This window comes from Shewanella decolorationis S12, from assembly GCF_000485795.1.
In the GTDB taxonomy this organism is placed as follows: domain Bacteria; phylum Pseudomonadota; class Gammaproteobacteria; order Enterobacterales; family Shewanellaceae; genus Shewanella; species Shewanella decolorationis.
This window is the reverse complement of sequence record NZ_AXZL01000054.1, coordinates 52,104-68,534: the sequence shown is the minus strand read 5'-3', so window position 1 is coordinate 68,534 and position 16,431 is coordinate 52,104. Positions and strand designations below refer to the sequence as shown.

Sequence of the window (16,431 nt, the reverse complement as noted above, 5' to 3'; positions counted from 1 at the left end):
CAAAAATACGACATGGGAATATCCAGAATCAGGGCGTGCAGAAATACAGCCATTACCCCAAAGGGGATTGTGCTGTAGCAATCGACCTCTTTAAGCGCAGGCTTAAAAACGTGATTGCAAAATATGAGGCTAACAGCTGGGATACTTAGCCAAAGTGAATGCCAATTATCCGAGTGTTGTCTTACATTCTCTTCCATCCGGACTCAGTACCGTTGCTATGTTTGCAAACAGTCCATTACCGTCGGCTCTGGAATAATAGCGCTGCCTCGTTTGGCATTAACCATGGCGAGACATGCTAAGTCACCAGATCTGCTGACCCCGAAATTGCGTTCGGGCGCTCGCGGGCTTTAGCGCGGGAAAATCTCTTTTACCTCACTATTTACCGCCGGTGGGGAATTTCACCCCGCCCTGAGAATTGTTGTTAGGCCTTGGCCTAAAAACGCGGTTATGTTGCGCCTATTTAGTTGGAATGGCAATAAAATCGCGCCACAAATTGGGCAATGTTTGCGCAAGCGCACAATGCCTTGAGAACCTAAAGCAAGCGCAATCTTTAGGAAACTCGCAACAAGCGCTAGCTTGGGTATATCATATCCGGCACATCAACTTATTGGCTTGCCGTCGTGCCCCACGATGGTGTTTGAACGTCACAAGGACGTATACATGCGCACTCTGCTGCTTACTTTAGGTCTCGCTATGCTATTACCCGGTTGCTCCACTCCAAAAGGGCAAGTTTCTGCGCCCGTTGCGGAAAAAATCCCCCATGTGATGACCTTGCACGGGGTCACACGTACCGACGATTACTACTGGATGCGCGACGATAAACGCCAAGATCCTAAGGTGTTGGCGCATCTGAATGCCGAAAACCGTTATACCCAAGCCTACTTTAAACCGCTTAAGTCATTGCAGGATGGGCTGTTTAACGAACTGACTGGGCGCCTCGTTGCCGATGAGTCGAGCGTGCCGTACCAATGGCACCAGCACAGTTATTACCGCCGCTACCAAGAGGGCGGCGAATATCCGCTGATCGCCCGCAAAGGCAGTGACGGGGTTGAGCAAATGATGCTCGATGTAAATGAGCGCGCCAAGGGCCATGAGTTTTATGGTTTAGGTGGCGTCAGCGTCAGCCCAGATGAAACCATGTTGGCCTTCGGTGAAGATGTGCTAAGTCGCCGCGTGTACAACATCTACTTTAAAGATATCGAATCCGGCGCCATGATCACCGATGTGCTTGAAAACACAGAGGGTCGTATCGTTTGGGGCAATGATAATCGCCATGTATTTTATATCGCTAAAGATCTGCAAACCCTCCTCGGCTACCGCGTCTATCGCCACCAACTCGGCACGCCACAATCGAGCGACGTGTTGGTGTATGAGGAGCAAGATGATGCTTATTACATCTCCCTCGGCAAGAGTTTAGACGAGTCGCAAATTGTGCTGTTCCACGAGAGCACCACAACCAGCGAAGTGTCGGTGCTGGATGCTAACGATCCTCTAAGCCTATTCAAACCTGTGCTCGCGCGGGAAGAGGGCCATGAATATAGCGTCTCTAAGCTGGGCGATAGCTATTACATTCTGACCAACTGGCAGGCGACTAACTTCCGTTTGATGAAAGTGGCGATTAAGGATGCCGCCGATAAATCCAAATGGCAGGAGGTGGTTCCCCATAATCCCAATGCGCGCATCGAAGACGAGTTAGTGCTGAAGGATTATTTGGTGATTCAAACCCGCGAGAATGGCCTAACGCGCATTAAAGTGATGCCATTCAATGGTCAAAAGCCCTTTGAGCTGAGTTTTGATGAACCCGCCTATGTGCTCGGTTTAGATGTGAACGCCCAGCAAGATAGCGATAAGTTACGGATTTTCTACTCGAGCCTGACCACGCCTGAGGCGATTTATGAATACCACTTAAGCAATCCCGATAGACGCGATCTGCTTAAGCAGGAACAAGTGCTCGGCGGCTTCGATGCCAGCCAATACCGCGCCGAACGTTTATTTGTCACCGCCCGCGATGGCGCCAAAGTGCCAGTGTCTTTGGTGTATCGCAAGGATAAGTTCAAGAAAGACGGCACCAATCCACTGTATCAATATGGTTATGGTTCATATGGTTACACTGTAGAGCCTGATTTTTCGTCGTCGGTTATTAGTCTGCTCGACCGTGGCTTTGTATATGCCATTGCCCATGTGCGCGGCAGCGAAATGTTAGGTCGCCCTTGGTACGATGCGGGCAAGTTACTGAATAAAAAGAATACCTTTAATGACTTTATCGATGTCACCACCGCCTTAACCGAGCAAGGTTATGGCGATAAAAATAAAGTGGTGGCTTCGGGCGGCAGTGCTGGTGGGCTATTAATGGGCGCGATTGCCAATATGGCGCCTGAAAAGTACTTTGCCATTGCAGCGCATGTGCCCTTTGTGGATGTGGTGACGACTATGCTCGATGAGTCGATTCCGCTCACCACCAACGAGTACGATGAATGGGGTAATCCAAACGAGAAGACCTATTTCGATTATATGCTCAGCTACTCGCCCTACGACAATGTTGCCGACCATGAGTACCCACACCTATTGGTGACCACAGGTTTGCATGATTCACAGGTGCAGTATTTCGAGCCCGCTAAATGGGTAGCAAAACTGCGTGAAGTACAAAATAAATGGTACAAACTGGACGATAAGGTGTTGTTATTCGACGTTAATATGGATGCAGGACACGGTGGTAAGAGTGGTCGTTACCGCCAGTATCAAGACACAGCGCAGGAATATGCTTTCTTCCTAAGCCTGCTCGGCATGACTAAGTAGGCGCCAACGGGTGACCGATTTAGTGATTGAAGCCGCTAATTCAATTCCCTCGGCTAGCCTCAAACAAGGGGCTAGCCAAACTCAAGCTGTTAACAAAGCTCAGCTTTCTAGCAAGCCAGAAGCGCTAGGCGCTGAGCAAGCTGTGACTTCGGAGCAAGGCTCAACATCAGAGATAGAACAAGTCTCGACGTGGTATCTGTACCTTATCCGCTGCGCCAATGGCCACTTATACACAGGCATCACCACAGATGTCGCACGTCGCTTTAACGAACATCAATCAAACAGCCCCAAGGCAGCAAAGTACCTGCGCGGCAAAGGACCATTAACCCTGATGTATCAAGAGCAAGTCGGCACCCGCAGCGATGCTATCAAGCGTGAAATCGCGGTTAAAAAACTGAGCCGCGCTCAGAAATTGGGATTGATTGAATCTGTCGAGCATAGCGCTCAATAAAAGAGCTAACTCCTTGGCATACTCGTAAAATGATTAAGCTCTGTCATTCCAGTGACAGGCCGCCCTTTCATTTAACTAGAAGTATCCCTATAGGCTCGACGGCGGCATCTGCTGCATATGGAAGTGCGAATGCCGCGATCACATGGATGTGAAAGAGCGGCCATGCCACGGACGGTCACTTCCATGCCAGTGCTTAACCCATTAACTACAGAGTATTCTGTTAGCCTGCACATATCCCGATTCTGTTGTTTAATCGCAGAATTTAACAGTGGGTGTCTTGTAAGCTATCGATTAACGTAAATGTAGTTTTAACAAGATAGGACGTTGGCCTTACTAAACCCGAGGTGACCATATGTGTCTACTTCGACTGTTGGTGAAGGCAAACCGAAAGTACATTATGTTATTGATTTAAAATGAATGGGTAGAATTATTTTCTAGATTTTACTTGTAGATTAGCTAGAATGCGGCGTTATACCTATGTGGTTCACAAGGAGAGTAACTTATGAGTAATCAGAATCCAGCCTCAGAAATTAATACGCTAATAACAGAATTTGATCGGATTTTAAGTAACGGAGGTGCAATCACTGCATCTGATATTCTTTTAAGGGTAGATAAAGTAGATGTGAAATCTGGTCCCTCTGAAATTGATAATATATCGCGAGCTATATCAATTGGAAAAACAATACTGTATTACCCCCAGTTAGAAGAGATTACCGCCGAAGTAATTGCTCGCACTTATGAAGAAGCATATTTTGCTCAGTTAAAACTTCCTGAAATTCCTGAAGTCGGTCATGATAGTTCAGAGAACATTAGAAGATTTATCAAATATATAGCAAAGGTAAAATTTATAATTCGACCACTTATTGATGATGAGGTTGGTTCAATAAAGAAAAACAATTTCTTTTCCACAATCGAGAATAAAAAGAAAATTCTTAATAAAGGTTTTTTTTATGAGTTTTCAGATGGAGATTTAGACCGGGTTCAAAGTTTGATAAATGAGTTGAGAGAGCAGATTTCTGGATCAGACTTATTTGAAGAGAATCACCGTTCAAGATTGCTTCGCAGATTGGAGTCTCTGCAGTCCGAAATTCATAAGAAAATGAGTGATGTTGATAAAATTTGGGGACTTGTTGGTGATGCTGGAGTTGTAATAGGAAAATTCGGCAAAGATGCTAAACCTTTTGTTGATAGGATTAAAGAACTCTCCCAAATAGCTTGGAAAACGCAAGCAAGAGCTGAAGAGCTACCTTCAAGCAGTCAAAACCCTTTACTTGGAAATGAAGAGCGCTAATCCTAAATAAGTATCATAAAGTCATCATGAAGAATGTTAAAATCTTGGCTTGCTCAGTTTATTGAGACACTTATCGTAAAATCAGACTCATGATAGGTACTACTCGGCTATCAATGTTTGCACTCAATCAAGCATTGTTGCGCCAGTGACCTTCTAAAACATGGATGTTTAGTAGGGCCTACAAGGACGCGATTTTTAAAGCATGAGTACGGCGAGTCACTGGTGTGGCTCATATAAGAGCGTGCGAAAGCCTGCGGCAGGCAATTAGGGGATACAATAGCCAGAAGCCATGATGCCGCCTATTAGCCCCTCAAATCATGACCGAATCTACTGTTCAGAATTGAGTCTGAGAAAGTCTCAGACACAAAAAAAGATGCCACTACAAGGGGTTAGTGGCATAAAGTGCATAAGAATGTCCATGGAACGGTAACGCAAAGGGGTGGGTAGAAGACTGACATTTGGTTGGGTACTGCAACATCAGTCTCTACGCCGGGAAGTTGGTCGAGCGGTAACGCTGTTGGTCTAACGGGCTTAGTGTTTACTTACTGGGCCATCGATTTTATCGAAGTTTAAATGAGACACCCATTGTTAAATTTTGTGACTGATGCAATAAAAGTCAGGCATTACTTGGCTATCAATGGTTGCACCCAATCAAGCATTGTTGCGCCAGTGACCTTCTAAAGCATTGATGTTTTAGCGAGTTTATCGAGACACCCACTGTTAAATTTTCTTACGGGAATGGTAGCGCTGGCAAAACTCTTATGGGATTAACAGCCAGCACCGGAGGTTCAGAAGTTCATCTCCTGTGCGAAGTCATCGTTTAATGAGACACCCACTGTTAAATTTTGCTATGAAAAAGAAGGGGTTTATCGGGACACCCATTGTTAACTCGTTAAACTTGTAACTTCGCTAGGGGCGTCTTGACTGCTTGTGAAAACATTAGCAAGGAGGATAGGACGAGCAGTCCTTCTTGGTCGGGTGTGGGGTGAAGACCCACGACTTTGATTTTGATTTTTTTCAAAACAACAGTATATCGATACACCCACGACTAAATTTTGCGGCTGATGCCATAGCCGCTATGGCTTGTTACTTCATATACGGTATATTGTCAGTCCTGATTACATGGAGGTTTTATGAAATATATTTGTTTGATTGTTTTGTTATTTTTGCCAACTCTAGCCCTTTCAGATAATAGCTTACCGAATAATCGCCATATTGCTGTGGTTGGGACTGCTCAAATAACTGCAAGCCCTGATATTGCAGTGGTCTATCTTGAAGTGGAAAGCTTAAAAGCAACAAGTGCCGAAGCTAAAAATGATGTCGATGATAGGGTTAACAAGTTTTTGTCTGGCCTTGGTAAATTTAATGTCGATGAGAAAAATGTTTCAGCATCCTCAATCTCCACAGCGCCTGAGTATTCCTACGGGGACAATGAAAAACGTGTGCTTGATGGTTATCGAGCAAGCCGCAACTTAAAAGTGACCCTCAATAACTTAGATAAACTAAACGCTTTTATGGATTTTGCTCTAAGTGTACAACTTGATGAAATCACCCGCGTTGAGTTGAAGTCATCGAAAGAAGCGGAGCTTAAAAATGAGGCTAGAGCCTTGGCTGTCGCTGATGCAAAAGAAAAAGGAAGTTTATTGGCGAGCGCTTTTGGGGCTACTCTTGGCAAAATTTATAGCATTGGTTCTTCAACAGATGACAGCATTGGCCGTTATGGCGCTAATAATGGAATCGAGCGAATAGAGGTCACTGGTTCACGTTTGGGCAAACCTCAAGTGACTGGGCAATATCTGCAGGAGAATATGGTTTTTTCAGCTTCTATCAGTGTGGTATTTGATCTTGATGTTAAGTGATAGTTTATCGAGACATCCATAGTCCAATTCTGCTACGCCTAAGCTATTGGGAACGTGTCTGACTTGCTCAAAGATAGATACCTGCTGAGATTGTTCGCTCGATTTTCACGTCACACTTATGCGCTGTTTAAGGCTAACAGAATACGATTTAGCTCGCGGAATTAAGCACTGTCATGGAAGTGACCGTTGGCGGCATGGCCGCTCTTTCACATCCATGTGATCGCGGTATTAGCACTTCCTTATGCAGCAGATGCTGCCGTCGAGCCTATAGGGATACTTCTTGTTAAACGAAAGGGCGGCGAGTCACTGGTGTAACAGTGCGAAAGCCTGCGGCAGGCAATTAGGGGATACGATAGCCAGAAGCCATGATGCCGCCTATTAGCACTTCGAATCATGACCGAACCTACTGTTCAGAATTAAGTCTGAGAAAGTCTCAGAAACAAAAAAGATGCCACTACAAGGGGTTAGTGGCATAAAGTGCATAAGAATGTCCATGGAACGGTAACGCAAAAGGGGTGGGTAGAAGACTGACATTTGGTTGGGTACTGCAACATCAGTCTCTACGCCGGGAAGTTGGTTGAACTGTAATGCTATTGGTCTAACGGGCTTAGTGTTTGCTTACTGGGCCATCGATTTTATCGAAGCTCACACCCCCTGAACCTGCCGAGAGAATGGTTAATCCCTTAGTGTTCACCACGTTGATATCGCCTGAGCCATCGTTGATGGTGACTGTGTTTTGCACATTGGCGACGTTGATTTCACCTGAACCATCATCAATGGTGATGCTGCCTTTAATATCATTGACTTGGATGCCGCCAGAACCATCGACAATCGCTAGGTTGCCGTTGACTTGGCTGACTTCAATCGCGCCTGAACCATCGTCGATGCTGACATTATTGCCGCCATGGATAACCAGTTCGCCCGAGCCATCCTTGACCTTGATATCCGCGGTCATCTTGTTGATAAACACAGCACCTGAGCCATCGTCGATATCTAGCGCTAATCCTGCTGGCACTTGTAGTTTTAAATCGATATAGGGTGAGTAATTGTTAAAGCTGCTATGGGATTCAAAGTCCGCCTTAAGCTGGGCTTTGTTAGCCTTTTTCTCAAGGGTGAGAATCATTTTGCTATCGTCATTGCTATAGATATCAGCCACTAACTTAATTTGGGTTAGGCCTTCGACACCGATAATTTCAAGGCTGCCCGCACCCGTTTCGGCGACGAGCTCTTGCAAGTCTTGAGTATCGAGGCTGAGTTCACGTTGCTGGTGGTCTAAATCCGGCATGCCCGCGGCGTTCACATTGATAATGCAGCCAGTGAGTGACACGCCAACCGTAAAGACGGCGATAAATCCGAGGGTGAATATAAAAGGGCGTAGTGACATTTTCTTCTTCCTTGTTATCGACACTCGACGAGCGACTGAGTGCTGAGCTATTAGCGATAAGCTTGATACCTCTAGAGATTGCACATCCTATGCCAGTTTTAAAATGTATTGATAATCATACAGATAAACTAAATGTGTCCGCTTGGGCGCAGGCGGACATGTCCGCTGAATAAGTGATTTTCCCCAAAGAGTGGTGAAATTACTCACTTATTCGGTTAGCGTGTGTCCAACATTTCAGCTTGATTAAAAGCGTAACCAGAAAGGATTCACATGGATTACTTAACGACCAATAAAATCGCTTGGGATGCCCGCACACGGGTGCACTTAACCTCTGATTTTTATGATGTTGAAGGCTTTTTAAGTGGCAACAGCTCCTTAACTGAAATCGAATTAAATGAGCTTGCGGTGGCGGGTAAAAGCCTGCTGCATCTGCAATGTCATTTTGGTTTAGATACCCTGTCGTGGGCGCGAATGGGCGCAAAAGTGATAGGAGTCGATTTATCCGAGGTGGCGATTGCTGAGGCGCGCAAGCTGGCGCAGCAGACGCAGTTGTCCGCCGAGTTTATCTGTAGCGATGTCTACAGCGTTGCGGGCAAGGTTGAGCCGCAAGATATTGTCTTTACCTCCTATGGTGCAATTGTGTGGTTGCCGGATTTAGCACTCTGGGCGCAGACCATTGCGGCGTGTTTAAAGCCCGGTGGACAGTTTTATATGGCCGAGTTTCATCCGGCGCAGCAACTATTCGATGGGTATAGCTATTTTAATCGCGGTGAGCCAGATATAGAGCAGGAAGGGACCTATACCGAGAATGCCGGTGATGAGCAGCAGACCTTAATGTGCTGGTCGCATAGCTTGTCTGAGGTGATCAATGCCTTATTGCAGGCGGGCTTAGTGCTGGAGTTCTTCCACGAATTTGCGTTTAGCCCCTATAACTGTTTCGCAGGGCTAGAGGCACAAGCCGATGGCCGTTATGTACTAATACACCAAGGGCAACATGTGCCCTTGGTGTATAGCATCAGCGCGCGTAAGCCTGCTTAATCCTTGCCGTTTTTAACTGCGAGGATTAACGGCTACGGTAGACTGGATATTTAAGATATTGATTATCGTAGTAAGGGCTGCGCTCATAGAACCAGCGTAGGCGTGCCTCGGGATCAGCGGCAAACTCTGGGTTTTCCAGCGCTTTGTTAAATTCCGCTTGTAGCTTGGGATCTTCCTTCAGCATCTTGGCAGCCAGCGGCTCTACGGCGTAGTCCTCAATGTATTCGGTACGAGTAAAGATAGGGTTGAAGAAGCCCCATTGCAGTAACGAGTCCGGTGATTGTGGTTCGAGCAGTAAAATCGCCAGATCGCCTAAGGGTTGATCTGTGCTGATTTTCACTGTGCCCGCAGGCAAGGTGGTGGTCAGTTTCGCCAGTGTCGAGTCGGCCTTCACTGTAAGTCGTCCCTCGAACGCCTTGGTATTAAACACCGGATTGCTCAGGCTATATTGCTGCAATTTAAGCTCGGTCGGTTTGCTTAAGCGCGTTAGACGAATGCCGTGTAGAGTTAAGCGGTCGATCACTTGTGTCCACTGGGCGGGAATATAGTAAGCACTCGGGCGAGTGACTTTTATATCGGGCACGGTTTCGGCAATCACAGGTAAATTCGGATACAACTTAGGCTCGCCCGTCCAACGTACTACTTCGGTGCCGCTAATCGGACTCTGCTCTAACTTGTAATCTATGCCTTTAAAATCCCAGCCTTTAGCCAGTGGTGCCGATTTCCACGTTAATGTGATCAGTGGTGAGGCGCGGTATTTATCCTCTTGAATCGCACTCTTTAACTTGGTTGCTTGGTCACCCACGGTTTTCAGGGTTTGCTCTAGCATCACATAGGTGCCAAGTACGCGCTGCTTAAAGGGTTTTAAGCTGTGGTTCTCAATCAAAATGGTGGGCAGATGGCGGGCATCACCATAACCATTAGAGAAACGTGGGCTAGGGTTCCACAGTGACATGCCTTTAGTGATATCGGTATTGTCGACGGCGAAAATCAGCGGACCTGGGATATGGCCTTGGGCGGTTAAGGCAGCTTCGACCGCTGGGCGGTAGCTATTCTCGAGCCAGCGGAAACTGGCGGGACTCAAACCTTGGGCGAGGTTGTAGCCGAAGGTGATGTCGTACTGGTAGTCGATACCGTCGGTGACATGCACATCGATATACAGATCCGGTTGCCACACATTGATTGCCCGCAGCATATGCTGCATTTCTAAGGTGTCGGCCTTGGCGTAGTCGCGGTTCAGGTTGAGGTTATTGGCATTGGTGCGCCAACCCATATTGACCGGGCCGCGTTGATTAACGCGGTTAAATTCGCCGCTGCGCTCATGGGCATCGACGCTAAACATAGGCACAAACAGCAAGTTAGCCTTTTCGAGCAGGTCGCTCTTGTCGCCTTTGATGATATCCCGCAGCAGCATCATGCCGGCGTCTTTACCGTCGATTTCGCCCGCGTGGATCCCTGCCTGTACCAGAATCGTCGGCTTAGTGTTTTGCTTAAGGCGCGCCGATTCGTTAATGCCTTCACTGCTGGCGACATACATCCAAATATCACGCCCTTGAGGGCTCTTACCTAGGCTGACTTTCTGCAATTTGGTGGTTTCGGCCGCCAGTCGGTCGAGCCATGCGATGGTATCGTCATAGCTTGGGCTTTCGGTGCCGTTGCTTTGCTCGAAGGGCGTCGCCCATTCGTGGTCTGCACTGAGTAACAAGGCTTCGCTAGCTCCATGCCAAGTGATGCTTGGCGGGAGAATGGCATCATTCACAAAGGTATTGGCGCGAGTCGGTGTCGCGGCCACATTCGCTGCGGCGTCAGTGGTGGCTTCAGAAGACGATTCAACTATGGCTGATGTTGCGTTGCTATTGGTGCTGGCTTCAACTACTGCGGCTTGTACAGCTTCGGCGTTAGCAACTTCAGTTTTAGTTGCCTCAATCTTAGCGGCTTCAGTGTTCGCTATTTCGGCGTTAGTCGCAGCAGCATTTGCGGCTAAGGCTAACTGGGGAGCCAAAAATGAGCCTGCGGATAAGCAGGCGATTGCGACAACGGAAAGGGAAAAAAAGCGCATGAAAAGAGTCCATGTATCGAATTTTTATTAGGGCGGTATCTTTTCATTAAGCCCCTGCGAGTGCAAGGGCTGCCAAGGGTTTATCTTGATCTGACAGAGTGATTTTCGCTGCCATTCCCCGTGGTAACAGCCTATAAAGGCTTGGCGGTTTTATGTAACACGGTTTGTCCGCTATAGGCGATTTCGATAATCTCGATATCGGCGTAGAGGGCTTCGACGGCAATGGCGAGTTGATAGATAAGCCAGCCGTATCCCGTGAGGGCAAATCCCTGCGCAACTTCATTGGCTAAAGGGGCCGAATTTGGCGTCTGAGCGGTCAAGCTGAGTTGTAATCTGTGTTGCAACTCTTGCTCTAATGCATTTGGTAGTGTGGGCAATGTGGCTGTTTTGCCTGCAATAAATTCACTCAGTCTGTGAAGATACGCCGTAAGCTCGGCGGCGACACGGTTGATTTGGTGGTATGCCTCTTTGTCGGCCTCCTGCCAGCGACTCAAAGGTAATAGCTCGAGTAGAGTGATCAGCCGCACCTGTTTATTGACTAACTCTGCCAGCAGCACTTTATGTTTTTTTAGGGTTTGGCTTTCCCACTCGAGTGAGAAAAACAGTTTCTTCTGGGTTAATACGGCTTTCATGGCCGCTTCGAGATCGGCGCGAAAATCTAAATCATGGTTGGCGGGAGCCTGTAAGTGTTGGGTCAGTACCTTGGCCATATTGTCGATGGCATTAGCGAGCTGGCTGCGCCAGTCCTGTTTGGCCTTAATCGGGAAGATAAACAGTGACACCAGAATGGCGATAACACAGCCGAGCAGAATATTCGCCGTGCGCCAGAGCGCCTCAGAGGTGTCGTGGTTCGCATCGCCCACCACGATAATAATGGTGAATCCCGCCACCAGATAGGCATAGCTGTAGCGTCCCGCCGAGATAAAACAGATCAGCGTAACTCCTAAGATCAGCAGCCCCATAATCAGCCAATAACTGTCGATAGTAGCCACTAACATTACGCCATAAGCCGAACCTAAACAGGTGCCTACCGCCCGTTGCAGGGACTTTTCAATCGCGCCGCCCACCTGCGGCAGACTCATCATAATGATCACTATGGTCACCATGCTCCAAATAAAATGCGGTGGTGACCAAATGGCATTGATAATGACCGCAATCAGCAGGGCTAGGCCGAGTTTAAGGGCATGAATGGCACGGAAATGACGATAGATAAAGTCGGCAAAAGGGCTTGCAGGGGCAAAAACAGACATAGTGCAACACTCCTTTGGACTGATGGTAGCCAAGCTATTATCGCAGAAAGGCATCGTGCTCAAGTGGCTTGGCGGATAAAGAAATACGAATTGCGAGGTGCGCCGTTTGAGCTTAACCCAAGGCGTCGCCAAGATCACATTAATCTGCATTAAGTGATAAGAAATCAGTGGGATAAAGTGCGGTATCTCGAAGTTTAAGCCATAAAAAAGCTTGAATAAGCAAGCCTATTCAAGCCCAGATACACTCGCGTATTCACTCTATTAGTTCGAGCTTGGCTCTGCGGTATATTTATCCATAATCACGGCGCAGGCGGCATCACCTGTGATGTTGAGCGCGGTGCGGATCATGTCAAACACCCGGTCGAGGGCGAATAACAGCGGTAAACCGTCAATCGGAATACCGGCGGCAAGTAGCACAGCGACCACTAAAAATGATGGACCGGGCACACCCGCTTGGCCAATGGCGCCTAAGGTAGAGGTAAAGATAATCGCGGCATAGGCAGTCATCGACAGATCGACGTTGTACATTTGCGCGAAGAACATGGCGACTAAACCATAGTAAATCGCGTTGCCGCTCATATTGATGGTGGCGCCTAAAGGCAGCACAAAGGCGGTGGTTGCCTTAGAAACCTTAAGATCTTCTTCGCAGGTTTCCATATTCACCGGCAGCGTGGCCATGGATGAAGCCGTTGACAGTGCCATCACCTGAGGTTTTTTCATTGCCGAAATAAATTGGCGTGCCGATACCTTAGAAAACAGCTGCACCACTAAGGGGAAGAACACAAAACCGTAGATCAGAATCGCGGCCACAAACACGGCAAACAGCTTAAACACCACTTCTAAGGCATCGAAACCGAAGGTGCCGACGGAATCGGCCATCAAGCCAAACACCCCAATGGGGGCAATCACCATCACACAGTTGATCATCCACACAAACGCGTCGACGACGGTATTTAACGCCGCCATGATGGGCTTAGCGCCATCGCCTTTGACCTTGGTCAGCGCGATCCCGAAAAATATACTAAATACCAGAATTTGGAGGATATTCCCGCCAGTCAGCGATTCGAACACATTGGTTGGGATCATGCCAATAAAGGTGTCCATTACCCCAGGCAGAGCGCCATGCTCAGCGGTCACTTCCATCAGGCCGCTACTGCTATGGGCGGTAAAGTCGACGCCCGCGCCAGGGGTAAACATATTACCCATGACCAACGCTAAGATAACGGCAATTCCCGAAGTGACAATAAAGAAACCGAAAGTGCCGACACCAATCTTACCCGCCGAGGGGCTATCGCCTAAGCTGGCGGCGCCGCTGATGATAGACACCAGTACCAGTGGTATCACTAGCATTTTGATTAAATGGATAAAGATGGTGCCCAGTGGTGCGAAGATGCTCGCACTTTCACCCATCATAAAACCAACCAGTGCGCCAATAATCATGGCAATAACCACTTGCACACCAATGTTGCCTAATAAACTCTTGCTCTTCATTCTTGCGAAACTCCCCAGTTACCGCGGCATTTTGTGTCTTAAGACTAGTTATCTATTTACAGGCCTGCCCTCGCTTTTGGCGTAAAAGCTCAGCCCTGACACGTTTTTTGGGCGCCTAAGGTATCACAGTTGGCGTAACGGGTTTTGTGAAACATCACCAACCTTGGTTTGAAAATAACCAAAACCTAAATAACACCATGTATAAATGGGTAATGTTTAAAAATGCATGCCGTAAAATGATGTTTATTCAATTGCGGCTTGGGTTTTGTCCATCGAATTGATGAATTGTGATTTTGGCTTTGATGGACGCAGATATCCTCTCGTATTCTTGGGGCGGGTTGAGTCGCGAGAACTCCCATCTCTTACTTGTATGCATCTTGGGAGTGGTGAATAGCCTCTATGACCATGCAGCTTAGTGACTCACTCGGTTTTACTATGACAACGCCATTCGAGGACATTATGAATATCACCTCATTTTTCGGTCAGCCTGAGTCGTTACAGCGCTGGATAAGAAAGTGCATCGAACAACCCGGATTAAGCTTTTGGCTGGTTTATCAAGATCTTGATGAAGGTGAATCCCTACAACTGACCACATTATTATTCCCGATAGTGGCTGATATGAGAGACCTATCAGATGCCGAAATCGATGCCTTTGAGGATGGCTTAGGCCACAGTGACTATGGTTATCTGCTAAACACGGATCAAATTGAGGATGTGATTGATAATCTTAAGCAGCAAAAAGCTCAGCCCAGTGAACAGGAACTGCTTGAAGCTATTATCTTTTACTATGAGCGAGATGCGTTTATCAGCTTCTGATGGACTCCTTTACGGAGCGTCGCGACTTACGTTGAGATAAGCGCCCCCGAAATGTCACAGCAGGGGCGCGGATGGAGTAAGCTTTACTTTGCTAGCGACTTAAAGTGGTTGTGCAGGGTATTGCTGAAGCTTTGGTCGTAGGTAAATCGATATAACTGTTTGTTGTCAGTCGTATCAAATGCCGTGTTTAGCTCAACTTCAGTCAGCAAGTTTGAGGTCACAAGGTAGTAGCTAGGTTGCACCATCTGGCTCGCAATCGGATCCTCCACCATTTCAGCGATAGTTAGCAGCTTGCCGCCATTCGGACTGGTGCTAATGCTCCATTCATGTTGGCTTTCAGGCTGACCGAAGCTATCGAGAATGGTGAATTTATTCGTTGAGTCCTCAACGTAACTCTCGGGATAAGCGAAGGGCCACAACAGTTCCACGATCAAGCTAGAGGAAAGCTCGCTCGCGGTTTCAACGCCCGTTTCATAGGTGATGGGATCTTCTGCGCGGCATAATACGTCGGCCGTTTGTTTAATATCCATGCGATATATTTGCGAAGGCCAACTGAGAGATGCCAGCTTAAGGTCACTCGGGAGGTTTGCCAGCAAATCCTGCCAGTCGGCGGCCGTGCTCTGATACTTATGGAAATTCATTTCGACAGGGACTTCAGTGCCGGCATAAACGGTTTTTAATTGATTGCCTTCAATCACAGGTTCTTTAAGAACATACCCTTGGTCGTTGCGCGAGGCATTGATCCATTTTTTCATCGGCTCATTCCAGCATTCGGTAGGGACCTCTTCTCCCGACGTGTTGTCGAAGATCATCACTGCGTCACCCGAAAATACGCCAGTAAGAGTTTTGTCACCAGTACCATAATCTAAGTTGACAAAGTGGCTGTTGCGAACGGTGGCGATATTGAGCACATGAGATGCGTCGGTATGATTGAGCATGCTGCTAAACACTGTATCCCAGTCAGTGCTGTTCATCGCCTTGCCATCAACCGGCGCCTCCATATAACCGAAGGACACTAAGGTGCTCTCCACCTTATTGGTGACGGCAATGGGATTGGTTTGCAGATAAGCCTCAGTACCAAAACCATACCCTAGGATTAAATTCTCGAAGGCTTCAAATGCGGCGATTAACACTTCGATAGCCGCTAAAATTTCCACTGTGCGCTCATTGGTGAGGTTTAGCAGATAATCGTGTAACAGCAGGGTGTCGATAAATGTGGGTTGCAGGGTGATTTCGGGCGAAAGACTAAATAAATCAGTTTCGACTTGTTTGAATCCAGTGGCGTATAAGTTTTTGAGTTTGGCGCGGAGCTCAATCACTTGCTGTGGCGTTAAATCGGCCTCAATCATCTTGCGATAGCGTGAAAACTCAATATTGGTCAGCGCGTTGATATGACCCGCATGATCGGGCAGGGCAACGATATTCATGCCGCCAGTGGTTGCGTTGGTGTGAGCTGCGGCGGTGCTAACCGCCAATGCAGAGCGTGCAGATGAAGGCGCGTTATCAATCCAATTGGCTAGCAGATAATAGTTAGGTTTTTCGGTCTCACTTTTCCAATCGATTTGATACTTACCGTCAGTGTCCGTAGTGGTACTCGGTTCACCCTCTGAGCAGCTTAAGTCTTGGTTGAGATCCACGCACACGTTGGCCCCAGCGATAGCGCCGATATAAGTGACCTGACCTGAGACTTTATGTGCGTATTCCGTAGGTGGCGTCGGCTCTGGAGTCGTGGTGGTGTCGTCTTTATCATCTGAGCCAGAACATGCCGTCAGCAAACTGGTGGCGATCAGCAAAGAGAGCAGTTTAGGTTTAAACATCTTGTGTCCTTACATTAATTCTGCAATTTCCATTGTACTAAGTTAGCGAGTATTCACCTGATAACTTGGAGTTTTCAGGGGGTTAAAGCGTTAATTAAACCAAGCCAAATAGCATGAGCCAAGGTGACTAAGAAGGGCGTGAGTATCGGTCTGAGTGGGTAAAAATCGACGCCGCTTGT

At 47.5% G+C, this 16,431-nt stretch carries 11 protein-coding genes and 1 riboswitch; of the genes, 6 read left to right on the top strand and 5 right to left on the bottom strand.

The window, feature by feature from the left end:
* Nucleotides 1–181 precede the first annotated feature (181 nt).
* Nucleotides 182–420, bottom strand: a riboswitch (FMN riboswitch).
* A 240-nt stretch (nt 421–660) separates the two neighbouring features.
* The 4 genes from SHD_RS05880 to SHD_RS05865 all read left to right on the top strand — a co-directional run bounded on the left by SHD_RS05880 (nt 661) and on the right by SHD_RS05865 (nt 6,397).
* Nucleotides 661–2,796, top strand: a complete 2,136-nt coding sequence (locus SHD_RS05880; RefSeq protein WP_039977656.1) for a S9 family peptidase — start codon at nt 661–663, stop codon at nt 2,794–2,796.
* Between the two features lie 10 nt (nt 2,797–2,806).
* Complete coding sequence (locus tag SHD_RS05875; RefSeq protein WP_023266255.1) at nt 2,807–3,247, top strand: GIY-YIG nuclease family protein; 441 nt, start codon at nt 2,807–2,809, stop codon at nt 3,245–3,247.
* 502 nt (nt 3,248–3,749) lie between these two features.
* On the top strand, nt 3,750–4,538 hold the full coding sequence (locus SHD_RS21405) for a hypothetical protein (RefSeq protein WP_023266254.1): 789 nt from the start codon (nt 3,750–3,752) through the stop codon (nt 4,536–4,538).
* Nucleotides 4,539–5,671: 1,133 nt separating this feature from the next.
* Complete coding sequence (locus SHD_RS05865) at nt 5,672–6,397, top strand: SIMPL domain-containing protein (protein WP_023266253.1); 726 nt, start codon at nt 5,672–5,674, stop codon at nt 6,395–6,397.
* Nucleotides 6,398–7,004: 607 nt separating this feature from the next.
* On the opposite strand, the gene SHD_RS05860 is transcribed toward SHD_RS05865, so the two are convergent.
* Nucleotides 7,005–7,781, bottom strand: a complete 777-nt coding sequence (locus SHD_RS05860) for a DUF4097 family beta strand repeat-containing protein (RefSeq protein WP_023266252.1) — start codon at nt 7,779–7,781, stop codon at nt 7,005–7,007.
* A gap of 270 nt (nt 7,782–8,051) precedes the next feature.
* On the opposite strand from SHD_RS05860, the gene SHD_RS05855 reads away from it, so the two are divergent.
* Nucleotides 8,052–8,819, top strand: a complete 768-nt coding sequence (locus SHD_RS05855) for a class I SAM-dependent methyltransferase (protein WP_023266251.1) — start codon at nt 8,052–8,054, stop codon at nt 8,817–8,819.
* A gap of 25 nt (nt 8,820–8,844) precedes the next feature.
* Here SHD_RS05855 and SHD_RS05850 read toward each other — a convergent pair whose 3' ends face one another.
* The 3 genes from SHD_RS05850 to SHD_RS05840 form a co-directional block, all read right to left on the bottom strand.
* Complete coding sequence (locus tag SHD_RS05850; RefSeq protein ID WP_023266250.1) at nt 8,845–10,878, bottom strand: M14 family metallopeptidase; 2,034 nt, start codon at nt 10,876–10,878, stop codon at nt 8,845–8,847.
* A gap of 131 nt (nt 10,879–11,009) precedes the next feature.
* Nucleotides 11,010–12,128, bottom strand: a complete 1,119-nt coding sequence (locus SHD_RS05845; RefSeq protein WP_023266249.1) for an FUSC family protein — start codon at nt 12,126–12,128, stop codon at nt 11,010–11,012.
* A 261-nt stretch (nt 12,129–12,389) separates the two neighbouring features.
* Nucleotides 12,390–13,619 (bottom strand): dicarboxylate/amino acid:cation symporter, encoded by a 1,230-nt coding sequence (locus SHD_RS05840; protein WP_023266248.1) that lies wholly within the window; start codon nt 13,617–13,619, stop codon nt 12,390–12,392.
* A gap of 399 nt (nt 13,620–14,018) precedes the next feature.
* Here SHD_RS05840 and SHD_RS05835 point away from each other — a divergent pair, with 399 nt between their 5' ends.
* Complete coding sequence (locus SHD_RS05835) at nt 14,019–14,435, top strand: DUF7716 domain-containing protein (protein ID WP_023266247.1); 417 nt, start codon at nt 14,019–14,021, stop codon at nt 14,433–14,435.
* Between the two features lie 83 nt (nt 14,436–14,518).
* On the opposite strand, the gene SHD_RS05830 is transcribed toward SHD_RS05835, so the two are convergent.
* Nucleotides 14,519–16,252, bottom strand: coding sequence for a hypothetical protein (locus tag SHD_RS05830; RefSeq protein ID WP_023266246.1), 1,734 nt, complete (start codon nt 16,250–16,252; stop codon nt 14,519–14,521).
* Nucleotides 16,253–16,431 lie beyond the last annotated feature (179 nt).

What these genes read in the sequence shown, in the direction of transcription:
- SHD_RS05835 (WP_023266247.1), top strand. Translation starts at nt 14,019, where the DNA reads ATGACCATGCAGCTTAGTGACTCACTCGGTTTTACTATGACAACGCCA.
- SHD_RS05855 (WP_023266251.1), top strand. Translation starts at nt 8,052, where the DNA reads ATGGATTACTTAACGACCAATAAAATCGCTTGGGATGCCCGCACACGG.
- SHD_RS05880 (WP_039977656.1), top strand. Translation starts at nt 661, where the DNA reads ATGCGCACTCTGCTGCTTACTTTAGGTCTCGCTATGCTATTACCCGGT.
- SHD_RS05840 (WP_023266248.1), bottom strand. Translation starts at nt 13,619, where the DNA reads ATGAAGAGCAAGAGTTTATTAGGCAACATTGGTGTGCAAGTGGTTATT.
- SHD_RS05865 (WP_023266253.1), top strand. Translation starts at nt 5,672, where the DNA reads ATGAAATATATTTGTTTGATTGTTTTGTTATTTTTGCCAACTCTAGCC.
- SHD_RS05860 (WP_023266252.1), bottom strand. Translation starts at nt 7,781, where the DNA reads ATGTCACTACGCCCTTTTATATTCACCCTCGGATTTATCGCCGTCTTT.
- SHD_RS05850 (WP_023266250.1), bottom strand. Translation starts at nt 10,878, where the DNA reads ATGCGCTTTTTTTCCCTTTCCGTTGTCGCAATCGCCTGCTTATCCGCA.
- SHD_RS05845 (WP_023266249.1), bottom strand. Translation starts at nt 12,128, where the DNA reads ATGTCTGTTTTTGCCCCTGCAAGCCCTTTTGCCGACTTTATCTATCGT.
- SHD_RS21405 (WP_023266254.1), top strand. Translation starts at nt 3,750, where the DNA reads ATGAGTAATCAGAATCCAGCCTCAGAAATTAATACGCTAATAACAGAA.
- SHD_RS05830 (WP_023266246.1), bottom strand. Translation starts at nt 16,252, where the DNA reads ATGTTTAAACCTAAACTGCTCTCTTTGCTGATCGCCACCAGTTTGCTG.